Genomic DNA, 19,169 nt, shown 5'->3' with positions numbered 1-19,169 from the left:
GTCGGAGTGCAGGGGCGGATGCAGCGGACTCAGATGTCCAGGAACCGCACGTCCTTGGCGTTGCGCTGGATGAACCCGCGCCGCGCCTCGACGTCCTCGCCCATCAGCACGGAGAAGATCTCGTCGGCCGCCGCGGCGTCGTCGATGGTGACCTGACGCAGCGTGCGCGTCTCGGGGTCCATCGTCGTCTCCCACAGCTCCTTGGCGTTCATCTCGCCGAGACCCTTGTAGCGCTGCACGCCGTTGTCCTTCGGGATGCGGCGGCCCGCCGCCAGCCCGTCGCGCATCAGCGCGTCGCGCTCGGCGTCGCTGTACACGTACTCGTGAGGAGCGTTCGACCACTTCAAGCGGTACAGCGGCGGCTGCGCCAGGTAGACGTAGCCTGCCTCGACCAGTCCGCGCATGTAGCGGAAAAGCAGCGTCAAGAGCAGCGTCGTGATGTGCTGGCCGTCGACGTCGGCATCCGCCATCAGGACGACCTTGTGGTACCGGGCCTTCGCGATGTCGAAGTCCGGACCGATGCCGGCGCCGAACGCCTGGATCATCGCCTGGATCTCGGCGTTGCCCAACGCGCGATCGAGGCGCGCCTTCTCGACGTTGAGGATCTTGCCGCGCAGCGACAGGATCGCCTGCCGCTCCGGGTCGCGACCCGAGACCGCCGAGCCGCCGGCCGAGTCACCCTCCACGAGGAAGATCTCGCTGATGGACGGGTCCTTGCTCGTGCAGTCCTTGAGCTTCTCGGGCATGGATGCCGACTCGAAGACGCTCTTGCGACGCGCGGTCTCGCGCGCCTTGCGGGCGGCCATGCGCGCCGTGGCGGCTTCGATCGCCTTCGTGATGATGAGCTTGGCCTGCTGCGGGTTGCGGTCGAGCCAGTCCATGAGCTGGTCGCCGACGACCTTCTGCACGAAGGCCTTCGCCTCGGTGTTGCCGAGCTTGGTCTTCGTCTGGCCCTCGAACTGCGGCTCGGCGAGCTTCACGGAGATGACCGCGGTGAGTCCTTCGCGGATGTCCTCACCGGCGAGGTTCTCGTCCTTCTCCTTGAGAAGGCCCTTCTCCTTCGCGTAGCGGTTGATGTACATCGTCATCGCGGCGCGGAAACCCTCTTCGTGGGTACCGCCCTCGTGCGTGTTGATCGTGTTCGCGAAGGTGAAGACGTTCTCGGTGTATCCCGCGGTCCACTGCATCGCGAGCTCGAGCGAGATGTGGCGGACGGTGTCCTCGGACTCGATCTCGATGATCTCGTCATTGATCACCTCGGCCTTGCGGACCTTGTTGAGGTACTCGACGTAGTCGACGAGGCCGCGCTCGTACAGGAAGTCGTCGTGGCGCTGGGCCGTCTCGGACCCGCCCTCGGGCAGGTCGACGACGTCGAGGGCCTCGGGACGCTCGTCCGTGAGGGTGATGCGGAGGCCCTTGTTGAGGAACGCGGTCTGCTGGAAGCGCGTGCGCAGCGTGTTGTAGTCGAAGTCCGTCGCCTCGAAGATCGACCCGTCCGGCCAGAACGTGATGGTCGTGCCGGTCTTGTCGCTCTCCTCGCCCTTCGCCAACGGCGCCTCGGGCTTGCCGCCGCCCGAGAAGGTCTGACGCCACACGTGACCCTGGCGCGCGATCTCGACCTCGAACCGCGTCGACAGGGCGTTCACGACAGAGGAGCCGACGCCGTGGAGACCACCGGAGACCGCGTATCCGCCGCCACCGAACTTGCCGCCGGCGTGGAGGACGGTGAGCACGACCTCCACGGTCGACTTGCTCGGGTCGGACGAGTGCGGGTCGACGGGGATGCCGCGACCGTTGTCGACGACGCGGAGCCCGCCGTCTTCGAGGATCGTCACGTGGATCGTGTCGCAGTAGCCCGCGAGGGCTTCATCGACCGAGTTGTCGACGATTTCGTACACGAGGTGGTGGAGGCCGCGCTCACCGGTCGATCCGATGTACATGCCGGGCCGCTTGCGAACCGCTTCGAGACCCTCGAGCACCTGAATCTCGGAGGCGCCGTATTCGGCGGGAATCCGGGGTTCGGCGGGAGTTTCGGGTTCTTCGGGAACGGTGTCGGGGGTTTCTGACGTCATCGGTTTCGTGCGCTCCACATCCATCGTTCAGGCCTTCTCCCCAGTCTATCGGAAAGGGGGCGCGATGAGCGGCTGAACGGCGCTGTGAGCGCGTGAAAGCTTCCCGGATGGTGCGGGACGTGCCTCACCCGTAGGTATCGCGAGGGCCCCGCCCTGGAACGGCTCTGGGGCCCCATTTCCATGAGGGGACGTCCGGCCCCACGAAACGCACCGATTCGACGCCGGCCTCGGGGAATCGTCGGATGAGCTCCGTGACGATGGTCGACCGCATGAGGTGCAGGTTCTTCGCCCACGCCGTCGAATCGCACTGCACGGTGAGGACGCCGTCGCTGAGCGCGACGGGATCCGCGTGACGGGCGGTCTCTTCGCCGGCGACCTGGGCCCACTGGAGGACGAGGTCCTCCTTCGCGAGCTGCGCATCCCACCCGGACTGACGGGTCAGGTCCGCGAGCAGGTCGCCGACCCCCTTCGGATCGCGTCCCGACGTGAACGGCTGGTTCTCGTCGTCGTCGTTCCGGCGGCGCTTGCGGCGCTTCTTGGCGGCCGACGGCTCGAGTCCGCGCAGGCGCATGTACGTCGCGACCGTCTCCGGGATGCCGGCGGGATCAGACATCGGCATCCGTCACGATCGTGCCCGCTTCGACTCGGACGGTCCGCACTCGGAGCGCTTCGGGGACGTCGCCTTCGACGGCGGCCGTCACGATGACCTGCTCGAAATCCGCCACCACGCCGGCCAATCGCGCGCGTCGATCCGCGTCGAGTTCGGCGAAGACGTCGTCGAGGATGACGATCGGGTCGCCGAGCCGCAACTGGTCGCGCAGGAGCTGCGCGGACGACAACCGCAACGACAGTGCGGTCGACCACGATTCGCCGTGCGACGCGTAGCCCTTCACCGGCAGACCGCGCAGCCGAAGCAGGAGATCGTCACGGTGCGGCCCGACGAGCGTCACTCCACGCTCGAGCTCCTGCGAGCGCTTGGCAGTGAGTCCTGCGCGGAAGGATGCCGCGATCGCCTCGGCGCCGACGGCGGAACCGGCTTGTCCGACAGCGGATGCGTCGTCCTCGGGATCCGCGCCCTCGACGGTGAGCACCCACTCGAGCTTCGGGTCGTGATCCGCACCGGCGATCGCCTCGTAGGCGTCCCGCATGGGCTGCGCCAGATCCTCCGCCAGTCGCAGCCGAGCGAGGATGATCTCGGTGCCGAGCGAGATCAGTTTGTCGTCCCATACGTCGAGCGTCGTGAGCTGCTCGGCCTTGAGCCCACGGGCCCGCGCGGATTTCAGGAGTGCGGTTCGCTGCTTCAGCACGCGGTCGTAGTCGCCGAGCACGCCGCTCATGCGGGGCGAGCGTTGCACGAGCAACTGATCGGCGAACCTGCGGCGGGCCGACGGGTCACCTCGAACGATCTGCAGGTCCTCGGGCGCGAAGAGGACGACCTGCGCATAGCGCGGGAGTTCGGAGGTACGCACGGACGAGCCGTTGACACGCGCCTTGTTCGATCCGGAGCGGTTCAGCTGCGCTTCGAGCTGGATGCGCCGGTCGCCGTAGCCGAGACGCGCGCGGACGAAGGCGGCATCCGCTCCGTACCGGACCATCGGTGCATCCTGCGAGACGCGGTGCGAGCCGAGGGTGGCGAAATAACCGATCGCCTCGGCCAGGTTGGTCTTACCCTGACCGTTCCGACCGACGAAGACGTTGGGGCCGGCGACGAGGCTCACTTCGGCCGACGCGTAATTGCGGAAGTCGACGAGACTCAGATGCTCCACGATCATCAGATCACCCTCCTTCGAGGCACCGACACGCCTCGAGGTGGACGGACGACGGGGTCAGCGCAGCAGCAGGTTCGGCTGCAGCAGGTACTTGAACGTCTCGGGCGTGCCCGAGGTCTGCGGCGTGATGAGAACCGGGCTGAGCTTGTTGGCGTTCTCGCTCGAGGTGAACGTCACACGTGTGAACTCGCTCTTCACCGCGCCGAGGGCCTCGAGCAGGTACTGCGGGTTCAGACCCAGCGTGACCTCGTCACCGGCGAGCGTCGCATCGACCGATTCGGTCGCGCGTGCCTGCTCGGTGCCGGCGGCATCCATCGACACACCCTCGTCGGAGAACGTGAAACGCAGCGGCGCGGAACGGTCGAGCACGAGCGAGACGCGACGGACGGCCTCGGCGAGGTCGGCGGTGTTGACGACGGCGTAGTGCTCGGTCTGCGCGGGGAAAAGCCGCCGGACCGGGGGGAAGTTGCCCTTGATCAGGAGCGACGTGACGGTCTTGTTGCCCGCCGTGAAGGCGATGATCTCGCGGTCGCCCGACCCCGAGAACGACACCTGGATGTCGCCGGAGTGGGCGAAGGTCTTGCCGACCTCGGTCAGCGTGCGAGCCGGCACGAGTGCGGTGGTCGCCTCTTCGCGGGCGACGGCTCCACTGTCGAAGTTGATCTCGCGGAGCGCGACACGGTAGCGGTCGGTCGCGACGAGGCTCAGCTCGTTGCCCGTCACCTCGAGCTGGACGCCGGTGAGCACGGGGGTGACGTCGTCACGGGATGCCGCGAAGGCGACCTGCGCGATCGCGGTCGAGAAGTCGTCGCCCGGGACGAGTCCGGATTCTCCCGACACCTCCGGGATCGCCGGGTATTCGGCCACCGGCATCGCCGACAGCGTGAAGCGCGCGGATCCGCAGGTCAGGACGATCTCACCGTCGGCATCCTGCGTGATCTGGATCGGGGCGTTGGGAAGACGGCTGGCGATCTCGGAGAGCAGGCGGCCGTGGACGAGGATCGTGCCCGGCTCGTCGACGGTGGCGTCGATACGGGTACGGGCGGATGCCTCGTAATCGAATGCGGCCAGCGAGAGGCCTTCGTCACTGGCCTCGATGAGGACACCAGCCAGGATCGGCTGAGGGTTCCGCTGCGGGAGCAGTTTCACGACGAACGACACGGCTTCGCTGAATACATCGCGGTTGACGTGGAACTTCACTGATGCTCCCTTGACGGCGAGATGGGCCCTCTCATGCTAGTGCCCACGAGGAGCGGGTCCGGAAGCACCGATGACGAGCCGTCGGCCGCCGACCGCTCCCCGTGGGTGTGATCGGATCTGGCTCTCATTAGATAGTTCTCTGTCTTCTTGTTAACAGTTGTGGAAACTGTGGATAAGTCGGTGGATCCCAGTCGTCGAGCCGGAACCACATCCGTGTAACTTGTGCAGAGACTGCGGAAACACGCGGGAGAACGTTGGGGCCGTCGATGCTCGGTTCAGATCGTCATCCACAGGTTGTCGCCGTTCGTTCACATTCGAGGGCCGCCACCGCACAGTTATCCACAGGCTTTCCACACTGTGGGAAACCGCATTGTGAGGGTCTGCCCGGAGGCGTGTCAAGTACGCCGGAACACTCGGGCGTGTGCGAGCTTCAGCGTGGGTGTGTGCGAGCGTCAGCGTGCCGAACGGCCGAGCTGCGAGGTGATCTCTGACACCTGGTTGTAGATCGAGCGCCGCTCCTTCATGAGCTCGCTGATCTTCTTGTAGGCGTACATCACCGTCGTGTGGTCCCGGTTGCCGAAGAGCTGACCGATCTTCGGCAACGACAGGCTCGTGCGCTCACGGCACAGGTACATGGCGATCTGGCGGGCGGTCGCGACCGACTGCGAGCGGCTCGAGCCGTAGAGGTCGTCGACGGTGAGGCGGAAGTACTGCGCTGTGGCGGAGATGATGTCGGTCGGCGAGATGACGTTCGCGTCATCCTGGTCGACGATGTCGCGGAGGACGGTCTGCGCGAGGGAGATGTCGAGGTTCGACCGGTTGAGACTCGCGAACGCCGAGACACGGATGAGGGCGCCCTCGAGCTCGCGGATGTTGCTCGACACCTTCGTCGCGATGTACTCGAGCACTTCGTCGGGGACCTGCAGGCGTTCGGACTGCGCCTTCTTCCGGAGGATCGCAATACGGGTCTCGAGGTCGGGAGCCTGCACGTCGGTGATGAGGCCCCACTCGAAGCGGCTCCGCATCCGGTCCTCGAACCCGGTGAGGTGTCGCGGCGGCACATCGCTCGTGATCACGACCTGCTTGTCGTGGTCGTGCAGCTGGTTGAAGGTGTGGAAGAACGCCTCCTGCGTCTCGGCGCGACCCTGCAGGAACTGGATGTCATCGATCAGGAGGATGTCGACATCCCGGTAGCGGGCCTGGAACGCGGAGGCGCGGTTGTTCACGATTGAGTTGATGAAGTCGTTCGTGAACTCCTCGCTCGAGACGTACCGGACCTTGATGCCCGTGTAGAGGTTGATGGCGTAATCGCCGATCGCGTGCAGCAGGTGGGTCTTCCCGAGCCCCGAGTCTCCGTAGATGAAGAGCGGGTTGTAGGCCTTGGCGGGCGCCTCGGCGACCGCGACGGCGGCGGCGTGGGCGAAGCGGTTGGACTGCCCGATGACGAAGCTGTCGAACGTGTACTTCGGGTTCAGTCGGGTGTCGTTGCGGGATGCCGGGGCCGCCTGCTCCGCGTAGTCGTCCGCTCCGGGCCGCGTCGGCGCCGAGGGTGTCGGCGCGAGCGCCGACTGGACGGGGACCGGGGCGGTGAGGTGCGCGTCACCCAGTTCGGGATTGACCACGACACGGAATGTGCTCGCCGCCGGCTCGGCATCCACCTGGGCAAGGGCCTCCATGATCGGCCCGCGCAGACGCTTGTTGAACTGACCCGCGGTCAGATCGTTCGGCACATCGAGGTAGAGGGTGCCGCTCATCACGCCCTGCGCGACGGCGAGGTTCACGAACCCGTGCAGCTGCGGTGTCACGCGGTCGTCCTGGGCCAGCACGTCGAGCACAGCGCTCCAGACGGGGACATCTGGAAGTTCGTGCTCGGACATGACCCTCCCGGGGTGTGGACAATGGTGTGTACGGGTCTGTGCACAACCTGTGGATAAGTGTCCGGATCACGCTAGTCATCAGGGCTCCGCAAGGCAAAACCCACTGTAGAACCGGCCCGCGTGTCGTCGCCAGGGCGCTTCCGGCCTCGGTGGATAATGGCCGGTCGGCGTCCCGGTTTGGGATCTCAGGAATCTCGACGTATCCTAGGTCGGTTGACTTGCGCCTTTTCGGCGTGGGTCCCCCATGTACCTGTGTCCCCGGTCTCGAGCGTTCGGGTGACCCCGCCTTCCCGGAGTGATCTTCATGAGCAAGCGCACGTTCCAGCCCAACAACCGCCGCCGCGCCAAGAAGCACGGCTTCCGCGCCCGCATGCACACGCGCGCCGGCCGCGCCATCCTCTCGGCTCGTCGCGCCAAGGGGCGCACCGAGCTCTCGGCCTGACGCCACACGGTGCTGGCGCGCGGGAATCGCATCACCCGCGGGGCGGACTACCGTTCCGTCGTCCGCGGAGGTTCTCGCTGTGCGGCAGCGCACACCGTGACCCATGTGGTCAGCACGTCTGAGCAGCGCCCCCCACGCTTCGGCTTCATCGTGAGCAAGCGCGTGGGGGGCGCTGTCGTGCGCAATACCGTCCGGCGCCGCCTGAAAGCGATCTGCGCTGAGGCTCTCGCGGACGTGCGACCGGGTGCCGACGTGGTGATCCGCGTGCTGCCGTCCGCGGCATCCGCCGACTATTCGGATCTCCGAACCGAAGTGGTCCGGTGCCTCGAGCGGAAGGCCGCCGCGTGAGCTCCGCACCACTCCCCTCGTACACACGAGGAGAAGCGGTGATGGATGCCGCGGCACTGCCGGCATCCGTTCTGCTTCTCCCCCGCAACGCCGTCATCGGGTTTTTGCACGGATACCGGGCCACCATCTCCCAGGTGTACGGCGACGTGTGCAAGTACTATCCGTCGTGTTCGGCCTACGCGCTCGGCGCGGTGCAACAGCACGGTGTGATCAAGGGCTCGGCTCTCGCAGCCTCCCGCCTCGCGCGATGCCACCCGTGGGCAGCGGGCGGCATCGACGACGTTCCCGCCCACACGCACTTCCGGCACGACCTGACTTCGCACGGCTTCGTCGTGCCCCGCAGAAAGGACTGATCCTTGGTGGATCTCTTCGCCGCCGCGGCGACCCTGCCTCCGCTTCCGAACCCGACGACCCCGAAACCGGGCGGACTGGACTTCTTCAGCACCATCCTCTGGCCGTTCAAGTTCGTCGTCGAGGCGATCCTCGTCTTCTGGCACTGGGTCTTCACGTCGATCGGGCTGCAGCCGGATGCCGGTCTGACCTGGGTTTTGTCCATCGTCGGCCTCGTCATCGTGGTGCGTGCCGCGCTGATCCCGCTCTTCGTTCGGCAGATCAAGAGCCAGCGGAAGATGATGGAACTCGCGCCCGAGATGCGCAAGATCCAGGAGCGCTACCGGGGTAAGCGCGACCAGCTCTCTCGCGAGGCCATGAGTCGCGAGACCATGGCGATGTACAAGAAGCACGGCACGTCACCGTTGTCGAGCTGTCTTCCCCTGCTCGTGCAGATGCCCATCCTCCTCGGCATGTTCTACACGCTCAGTGAGGTCAAGCGACACGCGGAGTGGGGCGTCGGCGGCACCGGGCTGCTCAACCCCGTCCTGACGCGCGAGTTCTACAACGCCGAACTCTTCGGTGTGGCACCGCTGCACGTCAACATGATCGATGCGATCAACACGAATCAGACCGCGACGGTCGTGATCCTCGTGATCCTCGTCATCCTGATGATCCTGTCGCAGTTCTTCACGCAGCTGCAGATCATCTCGAAGAACCTCTCCCCCGAGGCCAAGACCGGCCAGGCGTACCAGATGCAGCGCATCATGCTCTACGTCCTCCCCCTCGCCTTCATCTTCTCGGGTGTCTTCTTCCCCCTCGGCGTGGTCATGTACTGGTTCACGTCGAACATCTGGACCATGGTCCAGCAGTTCATCGTCATCCGTAACCTTCCGACGCCGGGCTCGGAGGCCGCCAAGGCCCGCGAGGAGCGCCTGGCCAAGAAGGGGAAGGCGCTCGACGCCACCGGCAAGGTCATCCCGATGGCCAAGTACGAGGCCGAGCAGCAGCGACTGCTCGAAGAGGCGGAGCGCGCGAAGGCGGCAGCCCCCAAGCGGCAGCAGCCCGTGAGCAAGAACCGTGCGAAGAAGCAGGCTCAGAAGGGCAAGCAGGACGGCACGTCCTGACGGAAGCGAAGGATCACGATGATGACGACCACTGAACAGAACCCCAGCGCGCGTCCTGAGCCCACCGTCGACGAGCTCGAGCAGGAAGGCGACATCGCGGCGGACTTCGTCGAGGGGATCCTCGACATCGCCGACATCGATGGCGACCTGACTCTCGACGTTCGCGCCGGCCGTGCCTACGTGTCGGTCGAGAACGAGCAGGCCGACGCACTGTCGCTGCTCGCCGACCCCGACACGGTCCAGGCTCTGCAGGAGCTCACCCGCATCGCCGTGCAGACGAAGACCGGACGCTTCTCGCGACTGATCCTCGACGTCGGCGGTTCGCGTGATGCACGTCGCGGTCAGCTGCAGAAGCTCGTCGAACGAGCGGTCGAGCGTCTCGATGACGGTGCGTCGCAGGCATCCCTTCCGCCCATGTCCAGCTATGAGCGCAAGCTGATCCACGACATCGCCGCCGAGCACGGTCTGGTGTCGGAGTCGTACGGCGAGGGTGCAGACCGTCACACGGTTCTCCGTCGTGGCTGACGTTTCACGTGAAACACCCGAGATAGAGCCGGCAGGCGCGGCATCCGTCTTCGGTGAACGCCTCGACCTGGCACGGCGGTTCACCGACGCGCTGATCGCGCAGGGTGAAGAGCGTGGGCTCATCGGCCCGCTCGAACTCCCCCGCATCTGGACGCGCCACATTCTGAACAGTGCGGTCGCCGCACCCCTGTTCACGGCCGGCGCTCGAGTCGGTGACATCGGATCGGGTGCGGGACTGCCCGGCCTCGTCCTCGCGATCGCACGGCCGGATGTGCGCTGGGTTCTCATCGAGCCGATGGAACGTCGTATCGCGTGGCTGACTGAGCAGACGGACGATCTGCACCTCGACAACGTCGAGATCGTTCGTGGCCGCGGCGAGGATTGGGCGGAAGGTCCGGTCTTGGATGCCGTCACTGCACGCGCGGTCAGCGCGTTCCGCACGCTCATCCCGATCACTGCACCGTTGGTCCGTGATGGCGGCGAGCTCATCCTTCTGAAGGGTGCGAATGCTGCGAATGAGATCACGGCGGCCGAGAAAGTGATCCGGAAGTTCCGGCTCTCCCACGTCCGGATCGAGCCGGTCGGCGATGGGGTTGTCGATGAGCCCACCCGCGTCATCCGCGCCACCGTGCGCTGACACGACGTTTCACGTGGAACATCACGGCCCGGCGCGGTGACTGGATTCCGTTTCACGTGAAACACACTCGGATCGAACCGGCTCGTTTCACGTGAAACATCATGACCGTCCGCGGTCGGGGGAGGCCTCGACTACAGTGGGATGGTCCTCGACACGACAGGAGTAACAGGTGCCGGATTCGGAGAACAAGACCTCTCCCGCACCCTTCTCTTTCGACGACAGCCCGATCGCGCGTGAACTCGCAGATCTCACGTCGCGTCGGAAAGCGCTGGCAGACGTGCACGTCGAGTTCGACGGCACGACCCGCGTCCTGACGGTGTCGAACCAGAAGGGTGGCGTGGGAAAGACCACGACCACCGTCAACCTCGCTGCGGGGCTGGCTTCAGTCGGCGCCCGTGTGCTCGTGATCGACCTGGATCCGCAGGGGAACGCCTCGACGGCACTCGGCATCCCGCACAGCGCCGACGTTGCGAGTATCTACGACGTCCTCATCGATGAGGAGCCGCTCGCCGACGTCATCCAGACGAGTCCGGAATCGCCCAACCTCCTGTGCGCGCCCTCCACGATCAACCTCGCGGGCGCCGAGATCGAGTTGGTGTCCAAGGTGGCACGCGAACATCGTCTGCGGACGGCTCTGGACACGTACCTGCGCGACAACCACGTGGATTTCATCTTCATCGACTGCCCGCCGTCGCTCGGACTCCTCACGATCAACGCCTTCACGGCTGCGACGGAGGTCCTCATCCCGATCCAGTGCGAGTATTACGCGCTCGAAGGACTGAGCCAGCTGCTCGGCAGTGTGACGATGATCCAGAAGCATCTGAACACGTCACTGCACCTGTCGACGATCCTGCTGACGATGTACGACGGTCGCACCCGCCTGGCACAGCAGGTGGCGGATGAAGTGCGCACTCATTTCCCCGAGACGGTGCTCACCACGGTCATCCCGCGTTCGGTCCGCATCTCCGAGGCGCCGAGCTTCGGTCAGACAGTCATCGCCTATGACGGCCAGTCCGTCGGTGCGGTCGCGTATCGCGAGGCCGCCGTCGAGATCGTTCGGCGCGGTCACCAGCAGAAATCAGACGAAGGAGCCCACTGATGGCTAAGAGAACCGGATTGGGCCGCGGCATCGGTGCCCTCATCCCCACCCAGGACTCCTCAGAAGCGCGACCCGTGGACGTGTTCTTCCCGGGCGCATCCCTGTCGGATGCCGCGGCGACGAAGACTGAGTCGGGGACGGATGCCGCCGCCGCATCGCCGGCCGATGACCTGGTGGCGGTCCCCGGTACGCGCCTCATCGAGGTCGATCCGAACGCCATCGTCCCGAACCCGCGTCAGCCGCGTACCAACTTCGATGCGGATGATCTCGCGGAGCTGGTCCACAGTGTTCGCGAGTTCGGTGTGCTCCAGCCCGTGGTCGTTCGCCGCAACGACGACGGTGAGTTCGAGCTCATCATGGGCGAGCGGCGCACGCGCGCTGCTCGCGAGGCAGGACTGACCGCGATTCCGGCTGTCCTGCGCGAGACGGAGGATGAGAACCTCCTTCGTGACGCGCTGTTGGAGAACCTCCACCGGTCCCAGCTGAATCCTCTGGAAGAGGCATCCGCGTATCAGCAGCTGCTCGAGGACTTCGGGATCACCCAGGAGGAGCTCGCGACGCGCATCGGACGATCGCGTCCGCAGATCAGCAACACGATCCGTCTGCTGAAGCTGCCGGTCCCGGTGCAGCAGCGTGTGGCCGCCGGTGTTCTCAGCGCGGGACATGCCCGCGCCATCCTGTCGGTCGAGGACACTGACACCATGGCCCGGCTCGCCGACAAGATCGTCAACGAGGATCTGTCGGTTCGCGCCGCCGAGGCGGCGGCTAAGACGATCGGCAACCGGGTGCGGCCGCTCCCGAAGGCGGGAACGCGTCGCGCGCACCTCGACGACGTGGCAGAGCGGCTGGGGGACCGACTCAACACCAAGGTGAAGATCTCGCTGTCTGCGCGAAAAGGGCAGATCAGCATTGATTTCGCCACCATCCAGGACCTGAACAGAATCCTCGGCGAACTGGGTGAAACGGAGTTCGGCGGAGCCTGATCCGCAGGTGAGCGGCCCTCCTTCCCAGGGGTCGAGCGTAGGCTGGATGAGTGAGTGACAGCCCGAACCTCCCTCGTCGCGCCAGCCTCGAGGTGTTGCGTGCCGAAGCCGCGGACGAGCTCTCTGTGCTCGTCGAAGAGCGTCTTCGCGACGGTGAGGATCCCTGGGCCTTCATGGAGGACCTCCCCACGGTCGACGAGCTGGTCGTCCTGACACTTCGGGCGGAGAACATCGCCTCCGATGGTGGTCAGCCGCCGACGCAGGCGCGCAACTACCGGGTTCTGCGCCAGATCGCACTGGATTACCCTGCGCTGAGCCCGGCTGTGTGGCGACTTCTCGGCAGCGAGCCGCACCGCACCTGGGATCTGTCCGTCCGCGCGTCCTGACCGTTCCACGTGAAACATCGCCGTTCACCGGCGATACGTAGGCTTGGGCCGTGCCACGCGACATCCGGATCGCCTCTCTCGATATCCGAGCCTCCGATGACATCACGGTCGACGTCGTTGCCGATTCACTCGCCCGTCGCGGTGTGCTCGGCGTGGTGGGTGTGGTGGAGGGGCGGACGGCCGCCCGGGCGGCGGTGAACGACGCCGGCGACGTCCTCGTCTCGATCGAGGGGCGACAGCCGACGGTGGAATCCGCCTCAGGAGTCGTCGAATCGCTCGCGGGCGAGTGGTCGGCGGACGTCACGCTCGAATCAGACGTGTGTTTCGTGGCGGCATCCGCTCGACCGGAGCCGACGCGCGACGCGGAGATGCCGCCGCGGCGGCGTGTGTACGTGATCGGCGGTGGCGTGACGGGGGACCCGGCGCGACGGCCTGATTTCGCCGCGCAACTCGAGGCCTCTGTCAGCGTCATCGCGATCGATGGGCGGTGGGTTCTGCAGGCACACGGGGAACCGCAGGACTACTGGCCGAGTGCGCAGCGTCCGGTCGTCGCCGTCACCGCTGTCGGCGACTCGCTGACGGTGGAGCTCTGGAGCCGCGACGCGATGCGCGGTGCGGTCGGGTCGCCCGACGCTCAGATGCTCGGCATCCCGAATCTCACGTTCAGCTGGCAGGCGCGATGGCGACCGGTGTCCGATGCACGCGGCCAGATCGCGGACATCGAACGGATGCTGGGGCGCGGCCGGCAGTCGTCGTCGAGCGCCCTCGGACGAACGGTCGACCGGGATGCTGCGCTCGCAGAACTCGGAGCGGAGCGGAACGAGATCGAGGAGACGCTCACGCGGGACAACGACGACGTACTGATCGACGCCGTTGTCGGAGCGTTCCGGCTGCCCACCGAGGTGGGCCGGATCGTTCGGGGGACCGTCGACATCGACGCTCTGCCCGGTGCCGAGCACGTCGAGCGAACTCCGGCCGGCCGGATGGTGTGGCGGCAGTTGCACCCGGCCCGCCGGGACTCGGTTTGGGCGCGATGGCGTCGGCGTTTCTCGCGTTGACCGGGTGAAACGACGAAGGACCCGGCGACCGGGGTCGCGCGGGTCCTTCGTGAAGCGGTGTCTCAGCCGATGTAGTCGGCGAGGTCCTGCTGAAGGGCGAACTTCGGCTTCGCACCGATGATCGTCTTCTCGACCTCACCCTTGTTGAAGACCTTCATCGCCGGGATCGACGTGATCTGGTACTGCATGGCGAGCTGCGGGTTCTCGTCGACGTTGAGCTTCAGAACCGTGATCTTCTCGGGGTTCTCGGTCTGGATCTCGTCGAGGATGGGCCCGACCATGCGACAGGGTCCGCACCACTCGGCCCAGAAGTCCACCAGAACGGGGCCTTCGGCGTCGATGACGTCCTGCTGCCAGGTGCTCTCGCTCGTTGCCTTGGCGGTCATATGTCTGTCTCCTTAGGGGTCGACACGATCGTGTCAGGTGTGAAAACGCGGCGGATGCCGGAATTGTTCCGCGGTCAGGCCGGGGTCGGCAGGCCGTCGATGATCGAGGCGTCCTCGGCAGGGGCCCCGGCGTCACCCCGGGCGGCGAGGTAGTGCTCGAGGTCGAGGGCGGCGACCGTACCGCTGCCGGCGGCGGTGACCGCCTGGCGGTAGGTCGGGTCGATGACGTCGCCCGCGGCGAAGACACCGGCGACCGACGTCTTCGAGGTGCGGCCGTCGACCCAGACCGTGCCGTGCTCGGTGATGTCGAGGACGTTGTGCACGAGGTGGGTGCGGGGGTCGTAGCCGATGGCGACGAACACGCCGTCGAGGGCCAGGTCGCGCTCGGAGCCGTCGACGGTGTCACGGAGGCGCACGCCGGTCACGGCATCCTCACCCAGCACGTCGATGACCTCGCTGTTCCAGACGAACTCGATCTTCTCGTTCGCCTTCGCGCGGTCCTGCATGATCTTCGAGGCGCGGAGCTCGCCGCGACGGTGGATCACGTAGACCTTCGAGGCGAACTTGGTGAGGAACGTCGCCTCTTCCATCGCGGAGTCGCCGCCGCCGACGACGGCGATGACCTTCTCGCGGAAGAAGAAGCCGTCGCACGTCGCGCAGTACGAGACGCCGCGGCCCGACAGACGGGTCTCGCCCTCGATGCCGATCTTGCGGGGAGCGGAGCCGGTGGCGAAGACGATCGCCTCAGCCTCGTGGGTCTCGCCGCGTCCGAGGGTGACGCTCTTGATGTCGCCGGAGACGTCGAGCGAGACGACGTCGTCGTAGACGACCTCGGCGCCGAACTTCTCGGCCTGCTCCTGCATCTTGGCCATGAGGTCCGGGCCCATGACACCCTCGGGGAACCCGGGGAAGTTCTCGACCTCGGTGGTGTTCATCAGCTCACCGCCGGCCTCGACCGAACTCGCCACCACGAGGGGCGACAGGTTCGCGCGGGCTGCGTAGATGGCCGCGGTGTACCCCGCGGGGCCCGAGCCGATGATGATGACCTTGCGCACGATGAATCCCTTCTCCATCGGGGCGAAATTCCTCGCCCCGACACGTCCAACCAATGCTAGTCGCGTGGCATTCCACGTCGCCTGGGGACGCGGGCCCGTGTCAGCGGCCGGGCAGGAAACGTCGGAGCGCGCGGCCCGCCGTGGCGAGCTCGGGAGTGCGGAACGCCGCGAGGATGGCGGCGTACACGACGAGGGTGGTGCCGCCGATGAGTGCGGCGCCGAGGAAGCCGAGGAAGCGGTCGGAGACGGTCCAGCCGTGCACGCCGCCGAAGAGAAGGAAGACGCCCCACCCGGCCGCCGCGGCGGGGACCGCCGCGAGCAGGAAGCGCAGGATGCCGCGGAACGCACCGCCGAGCCCGAGCGGGCCGATCTTGCGTCGCAGAAGTGACACGGCGAGAGCGAACTGCACGATGTTGGCGATCGACTGCCCGAGGGCGATGGCGACAGCGAGCCACGTGAGTGGCAGGATGCCGGCCTTCAGTAGGGCGGAGGCGGTCACGGCCGTGGCGATGACCATCGCGGCCTGCACCAGCGTGTAGAAGAACGGCGTGCGCGTGTCTTTCAGGGCGTAGAACGTGCGCTGGATGCCGAACTGGAACGACAGGGGCAGGAGGGCGATGAGATAGGCCCCGAGCACGAAGGCGAAGGCGATCGCCTTCTCGGGCGTAGGGGTGAACAGACGCGAGAGCGGCACGGCGGCGACGGACATGGCGGCGAGGATGCCGACCATGAAGATGCCGACCGTGCGGGTGAGGGAGGACAGGTCGGCGGTGACGGCATCCGTCCGTCCCTCTGCCACGTGCTCGCTGAGCTTCGTGTAGTACGGCGTGCCCAGCGACAAAACGATCACGGAGAACGGGAGCATGAACAGCAGCCAGGCGTTCTGCAGGGTCGCTCCGGCGGCTGCGGGGCCCGACGCGGCGCCCACGATGTTGACCTGGAACGCCCCGGCGACCTGGCCGACGACGACCATGAGGAAGGTCCAGCCGGCCAGTCGGCCGATCTGGCGGAGACCGATGCCCCGCCACCGGAAGTCAGGCCGTACGTGGAGGCCTGCGCGTCGCCAGAACAGGAAGAGGATGCCGGCCTGCACGACGATGCCGAGGGTCGCGGTGCCACCCATCAACGCGATCATCCCCGCGGTCCAGCCCGTGGCGGCTTCGTACGTGCCGAAGAGCGCGATGAAGACACCGAAGCCGGCGATGGAGATCACGTTGTTCACGATCGGAGACCACGCGAACGGGCCGAAGACGCGGTTCGCATTGAGGATCTCGCCGACGAGCGCGTACAAGCCGTAGAAGAGCAGTTGCGGGAGGCACCAGTACGCGAGCGCGAGAGTCAGGGTCTTCGCCTCTTCCGTGAACTCGCCCGCGTAGATCTCGACCAGCAGGGGGGCGGCGACCACGGCGACCGCCGTGACGACCAGCAGGGCGAGCACGCCCAGCGTCAGGAGCTTCGACACGAAGGCGTCGCCCCGGTCGTCGTGGGTCTTCACCGCCTTGACGATCTGCGGGACGATCACCCCGGCGAGCAGCCCGGAGGAGATGAGCGCGAAGACGGAGTTCGGCAGCTGGTTCGCGATGGCGAAGGAGTCGGCCGCCTTCGCTCCGACGGTGCCTACCGCGATGGTCAGGACGATGTTGCGGATGAGGCCGGTGATCCGGGACGCCATGGTCCCGGCGGCGACGGTGGCGCTCGCGCGGCCGAGCCCGGCCATCAGGCGTCCACCGGCATCCGTCGGCGTCGTCGGATGGTGCGGACGACACCGAAGACGAGGAGGACGCTGACGAGGGTGCTGAGGATGATGACGGAGACCGCCTCCCATTCGGCACGCACCGAGACGCGGATCGTTTCACCGGGACCGATGTCGACACCGGCGCGGGTGCGCAGCTGGAGCTGCACCGAGGACTCGCCGCTGCCGACGAGGGCCGAGACGGGGATCGCGACGCGACTGGTCTGCTGGGCGCCGATCTCCACCTCGGTGCGGGATTCGATCACCAGGCGGGCGTCGCCCGGCGAGGCGAGCAGGTCGAGACGGGCCGGCCACGGCAGATCGTTGCGGACCGTGAAGACGAGCGGTGCGGACGAGCCCGCGAGCGTGATGGGACCGCCGGGGACGAGGGCGACGCCGTCGGTCCAGGTCGCGATGCGTTCGCGCTGCGTCTGGATCGCGGCATCCCACCCCTCACGATCACCGAGCCACGCGTTGCCGAGCAACTGCAGCTCTGTCGCCCGTTCGGAAGAAGCGAGGAGCGAGGGATCCTCGAGGACGCCGGCGATGCGCGAGAGGCCGGTCTGCGCGTCGCGGAACTCGGTGATCACCGCGACGCGGTCGGCGTCGGGGGCGACGGAGGTCAGGGCGACGGCCGTCGGATCGGTGGCGAGCAGAGCGCCGAGGTCGGTGGTGGACCACGAGGGGAGCGCCGTCGCCGCGCGGATCGCGTCGCGGAGCGCCGCTTCGGAGCGGCCCGTCGCGCGATCCACGGTGACCAGGAGCGGGCCGGCGGGCGCCGTCAGTGCGGCGCGCGCCGTGTATTCCGCGAGGATGTCGGCACGTTCGGCGGCGTCTGCCGTGGTCGACGCCTGCGCGAGGAGCGACGAGAGCCCCTCGTCGTAGACGAGCAGATCGGCGCCTCCGGCGGTGGCGTGGGCCGCGGCATCCGATCCGACCACCGAGCTCGGCAGCAGCGTGACGGGGGCGTCGTCGGTGCCGGTCAGGGCGCCCAGGGCGGCGGCGGTCTCGGCGCCGGCCGTTCCGGTCGCGGGCCAGAACACGGAACCGCGGTCGGCTCCGACGTCGAGGAGCTCGTCGAGAGTGGGCACCACGGGTGCGCCGGGAGTCGGGCTGGGGGCGGGCGTCGCTCCGCCGGCGCCGGTGTCGGCCTCGAAGTTGGCGGCGTCGAGGTAGGCCGAGTACGAGGTCAGCCGCGCCGGGGCCGTCGCTCCCGCGCCGACCTGCGCGGCGAGGTCGGCATCGCCGTACTGCAGTGCGAAACGGTCGTTCGGAAGGGCCATCAACTCATCGAGCCACGTCACGGCATCGGCGGGCGCGGCCTTGCCGAGCGCGCGGATCGACGCGGTGATGGCGGGGTCGACGGCGAGGATCGCGTCGGTTCCGGACACGGCGTCGAGCTGCTGACGCAGATCGCCGTCCTCCGCCGTCAGTTCGCGAAGGGCATCGGCGCCGAGCGCGCCGGTCGCCTGCGGCCCGGCCGTGATCGGGACGAGGACACCCGCGCGACGCGCCGGCTCGCCCGTCCGCGGCACGACGACGACCGTCTGCGCGCGGAGGGTCTCGTCGCCGGTGCGGTAGACGACACGAGCCGGGTAGACACCTGGGGCGAGGTCCTGGACCGCGGGCTCGTCGGGGTCGACGGTGACCGACACCGAGGTCGACTGCTGTCCGGCGACGGCCGGCACGTCGGTCTCGCCGACCGCGTCGAACGGCACCGCCGCAGCGCCGCGTTCGAGCCAGGAGTCGAGGGTGTCGCTCGTGGTCAGCGCGCGCGTGCCGATCTCGAACGTCGCCTGGCCGGCCGCGAGGGCGTCCGTGCCGGCGTTGTCGGCGGAGAGGGTGAGTGTGAGTGGGGCGGATGCCGAGAGCACACCGTCGTTCGCCGGCGCCAGGACTGCGGTCGCCGTCTCATCGTCCCCGGCACCGTCCACCGCGGCGAAGGCGGCCGGGGCGGGAGCAGCGAGGGCGATGGCCGCGCTCGCCGCTGTCGCCGCACGCAGCCAGCGCGGTCGGCGCGGCGGACGTCGGCCCGGAACAGGCGAGATGAAGGTCATGAAGAGGTCGATTCCCGTGCGATCCATGACCGCACCATCGGGAGCGATTCTAGGGTCACTGCCCTGCAGAGCCCCTGATTGCGTGC

19 protein-coding genes are annotated in these 19,169 nt (G+C 67.3%); 10 read left to right on the top strand and 9 right to left on the bottom strand.

What is annotated here, in order from left to right; all coding sequences use genetic code 11:
* Positions 1-29 precede the first annotated feature (29 nt).
* From gyrB to dnaA, 5 genes are all read right to left on the bottom strand, one after another.
* The gene (gyrB, locus tag AC4NN1_RS12955; RefSeq protein ID WP_026302949.1) at positions 30-2,072 is read right to left on the bottom strand and encodes a DNA topoisomerase (ATP-hydrolyzing) subunit B; all 2,043 of its coding nucleotides are present in this window, start codon (positions 2,070-2,072) and stop codon (positions 30-32) included.
* A 124-nt stretch (positions 2,073-2,196) separates the two neighbouring features.
* Complete coding sequence (locus tag AC4NN1_RS12950) at positions 2,197-2,691, bottom strand: DciA family protein (RefSeq protein ID WP_018187804.1); 495 nt, start codon at positions 2,689-2,691, stop codon at positions 2,197-2,199.
* Entirely contained in the window at positions 2,678-3,844 is a 1,167-nt protein-coding gene (gene recF / locus AC4NN1_RS12945) for a DNA replication/repair protein RecF (RefSeq protein ID WP_018187803.1), read from the bottom strand. Before recF ends, AC4NN1_RS12950 begins: the two co-directional genes overlap by 14 nt.
* A gap of 54 nt (positions 3,845-3,898) precedes the next feature.
* Positions 3,899-5,041 (bottom strand): DNA polymerase III subunit beta, encoded by a 1,143-nt coding sequence (gene dnaN, locus AC4NN1_RS12940; RefSeq protein WP_018187802.1) that lies wholly within the window; start codon positions 5,039-5,041, stop codon positions 3,899-3,901.
* 452 nt (positions 5,042-5,493) lie between these two features.
* Positions 5,494-6,918 (bottom strand): chromosomal replication initiator protein DnaA, encoded by a 1,425-nt coding sequence (gene dnaA, locus AC4NN1_RS12935; RefSeq protein WP_018187801.1) that lies wholly within the window; start codon positions 6,916-6,918, stop codon positions 5,494-5,496.
* Between the two features lie 304 nt (positions 6,919-7,222).
* On the opposite strand from dnaA, the gene rpmH reads away from it, so the two are divergent.
* From rpmH to AC4NN1_RS12885, 10 genes are all read left to right on the top strand, one after another.
* Positions 7,223-7,360 (top strand): 50S ribosomal protein L34, encoded by a 138-nt coding sequence (gene rpmH, locus AC4NN1_RS12930; protein ID WP_026302947.1) that lies wholly within the window; start codon positions 7,223-7,225, stop codon positions 7,358-7,360.
* A 9-nt stretch (positions 7,361-7,369) separates the two neighbouring features.
* On the top strand, positions 7,370-7,708 hold the full coding sequence (gene rnpA, locus AC4NN1_RS12925) for a ribonuclease P protein component (protein WP_026302946.1): 339 nt from the start codon (positions 7,370-7,372) through the stop codon (positions 7,706-7,708).
* A 41-nt stretch (positions 7,709-7,749) separates the two neighbouring features.
* The gene (gene yidD / locus AC4NN1_RS12920; RefSeq protein WP_018187798.1) at positions 7,750-8,061 is read left to right on the top strand and encodes a membrane protein insertion efficiency factor YidD; all 312 of its coding nucleotides are present in this window, start codon (positions 7,750-7,752) and stop codon (positions 8,059-8,061) included.
* Positions 8,062-8,067: 6 nt separating this feature from the next.
* Entirely contained in the window at positions 8,068-9,165 is a 1,098-nt protein-coding gene (gene yidC / locus AC4NN1_RS12915; RefSeq protein WP_020097604.1) for a membrane protein insertase YidC, read from the top strand.
* A gap of 18 nt (positions 9,166-9,183) precedes the next feature.
* The gene (locus AC4NN1_RS12910; protein ID WP_018187796.1) at positions 9,184-9,690 is read left to right on the top strand and encodes a Jag family protein; all 507 of its coding nucleotides are present in this window, start codon (positions 9,184-9,186) and stop codon (positions 9,688-9,690) included.
* Entirely contained in the window at positions 9,656-10,327 is a 672-nt protein-coding gene (gene rsmG / locus AC4NN1_RS12905; RefSeq protein ID WP_311858435.1) for a 16S rRNA (guanine(527)-N(7))-methyltransferase RsmG, read from the top strand. The genes AC4NN1_RS12910 and rsmG overlap by 35 nt, the downstream gene beginning before the upstream one ends.
* A gap of 169 nt (positions 10,328-10,496) precedes the next feature.
* A complete protein-coding gene (locus AC4NN1_RS12900) occupies positions 10,497-11,426 on the top strand; it encodes a ParA family protein (RefSeq protein WP_018187794.1) in 930 nt (309 codons plus the stop codon).
* Positions 11,426-12,409: a ParB/RepB/Spo0J family partition protein gene (locus AC4NN1_RS12895; protein ID WP_028497429.1), complete on the top strand. Its 984-nt coding sequence runs from the start codon at positions 11,426-11,428 to the stop codon at positions 12,407-12,409. Before AC4NN1_RS12900 ends, AC4NN1_RS12895 begins: the two co-directional genes overlap by 1 nt.
* Before the next feature lie 50 nt (positions 12,410-12,459).
* The gene (locus tag AC4NN1_RS12890) at positions 12,460-12,795 is read left to right on the top strand and encodes a tryptophan synthase subunit alpha (protein ID WP_491955543.1); all 336 of its coding nucleotides are present in this window, start codon (positions 12,460-12,462) and stop codon (positions 12,793-12,795) included.
* Positions 12,796-12,845: 50 nt separating this feature from the next.
* Positions 12,846-13,853, top strand: coding sequence for a hypothetical protein (locus AC4NN1_RS12885; protein WP_491955542.1), 1,008 nt, complete (start codon positions 12,846-12,848; stop codon positions 13,851-13,853).
* Positions 13,854-13,915: 62 nt separating this feature from the next.
* On the opposite strand, the gene trxA is transcribed toward AC4NN1_RS12885, so the two are convergent.
* The 4 genes from trxA to AC4NN1_RS12865 form a co-directional block, all read right to left on the bottom strand.
* Complete coding sequence (gene trxA / locus AC4NN1_RS12880; RefSeq protein WP_018187790.1) at positions 13,916-14,239, bottom strand: thioredoxin; 324 nt, start codon at positions 14,237-14,239, stop codon at positions 13,916-13,918.
* Positions 14,240-14,313: 74 nt separating this feature from the next.
* Positions 14,314-15,294, bottom strand: a complete 981-nt coding sequence (gene trxB, locus AC4NN1_RS12875; protein ID WP_028497428.1) for a thioredoxin-disulfide reductase — start codon at positions 15,292-15,294, stop codon at positions 14,314-14,316.
* Between the two features lie 100 nt (positions 15,295-15,394).
* Positions 15,395-17,011: a murein biosynthesis integral membrane protein MurJ gene (gene murJ, locus AC4NN1_RS12870; protein WP_491955541.1), complete on the bottom strand. Its 1,617-nt coding sequence runs from the start codon at positions 17,009-17,011 to the stop codon at positions 15,395-15,397.
* A complete protein-coding gene (locus tag AC4NN1_RS12865) occupies positions 17,011-19,110 on the bottom strand; it encodes a DUF6049 family protein (protein ID WP_491955540.1) in 2,100 nt (699 codons plus the stop codon). Before AC4NN1_RS12865 ends, murJ begins: the two co-directional genes overlap by 1 nt.
* Positions 19,111-19,169 lie beyond the last annotated feature (59 nt).

The organism is Microbacterium sp. MDV22-iso44 (assembly GCF_058629135.1).
This window is presented reverse-complemented; position numbering and strand designations above follow the sequence as displayed.

What these genes read in the sequence shown, in the direction of transcription:
- gyrB (WP_026302949.1), bottom strand. Translation starts at nt 2,072, where the DNA reads ATGACGTCAGAAACCCCCGACACCGTTCCCGAAGAACCCGAAACTCCC.
- AC4NN1_RS12910 (WP_018187796.1), top strand. Translation starts at nt 9,184, where the DNA reads ATGATGACGACCACTGAACAGAACCCCAGCGCGCGTCCTGAGCCCACC.
- AC4NN1_RS12950 (WP_018187804.1), bottom strand. Translation starts at nt 2,691, where the DNA reads ATGCCGATGTCTGATCCCGCCGGCATCCCGGAGACGGTCGCGACGTAC.
- murJ (WP_491955541.1), bottom strand. Translation starts at nt 17,011, where the DNA reads ATGGCCGGGCTCGGCCGCGCGAGCGCCACCGTCGCCGCCGGGACCATG.
- trxA (WP_018187790.1), bottom strand. Translation starts at nt 14,239, where the DNA reads ATGACCGCCAAGGCAACGAGCGAGAGCACCTGGCAGCAGGACGTCATC.
- AC4NN1_RS12865 (WP_491955540.1), bottom strand. Translation starts at nt 19,110, where the DNA reads ATGGATCGCACGGGAATCGACCTCTTCATGACCTTCATCTCGCCTGTT.
- AC4NN1_RS12895 (WP_028497429.1), top strand. Translation starts at nt 11,426, where the DNA reads ATGGCTAAGAGAACCGGATTGGGCCGCGGCATCGGTGCCCTCATCCCC.
- yidD (WP_018187798.1), top strand. Translation starts at nt 7,750, where the DNA reads ATGGATGCCGCGGCACTGCCGGCATCCGTTCTGCTTCTCCCCCGCAAC.
- dnaA (WP_018187801.1), bottom strand. Translation starts at nt 6,918, where the DNA reads ATGTCCGAGCACGAACTTCCAGATGTCCCCGTCTGGAGCGCTGTGCTC.
- recF (WP_018187803.1), bottom strand. Translation starts at nt 3,844, where the DNA reads ATGATCGTGGAGCATCTGAGTCTCGTCGACTTCCGCAATTACGCGTCG.
- rpmH (WP_026302947.1), top strand. Translation starts at nt 7,223, where the DNA reads ATGAGCAAGCGCACGTTCCAGCCCAACAACCGCCGCCGCGCCAAGAAG.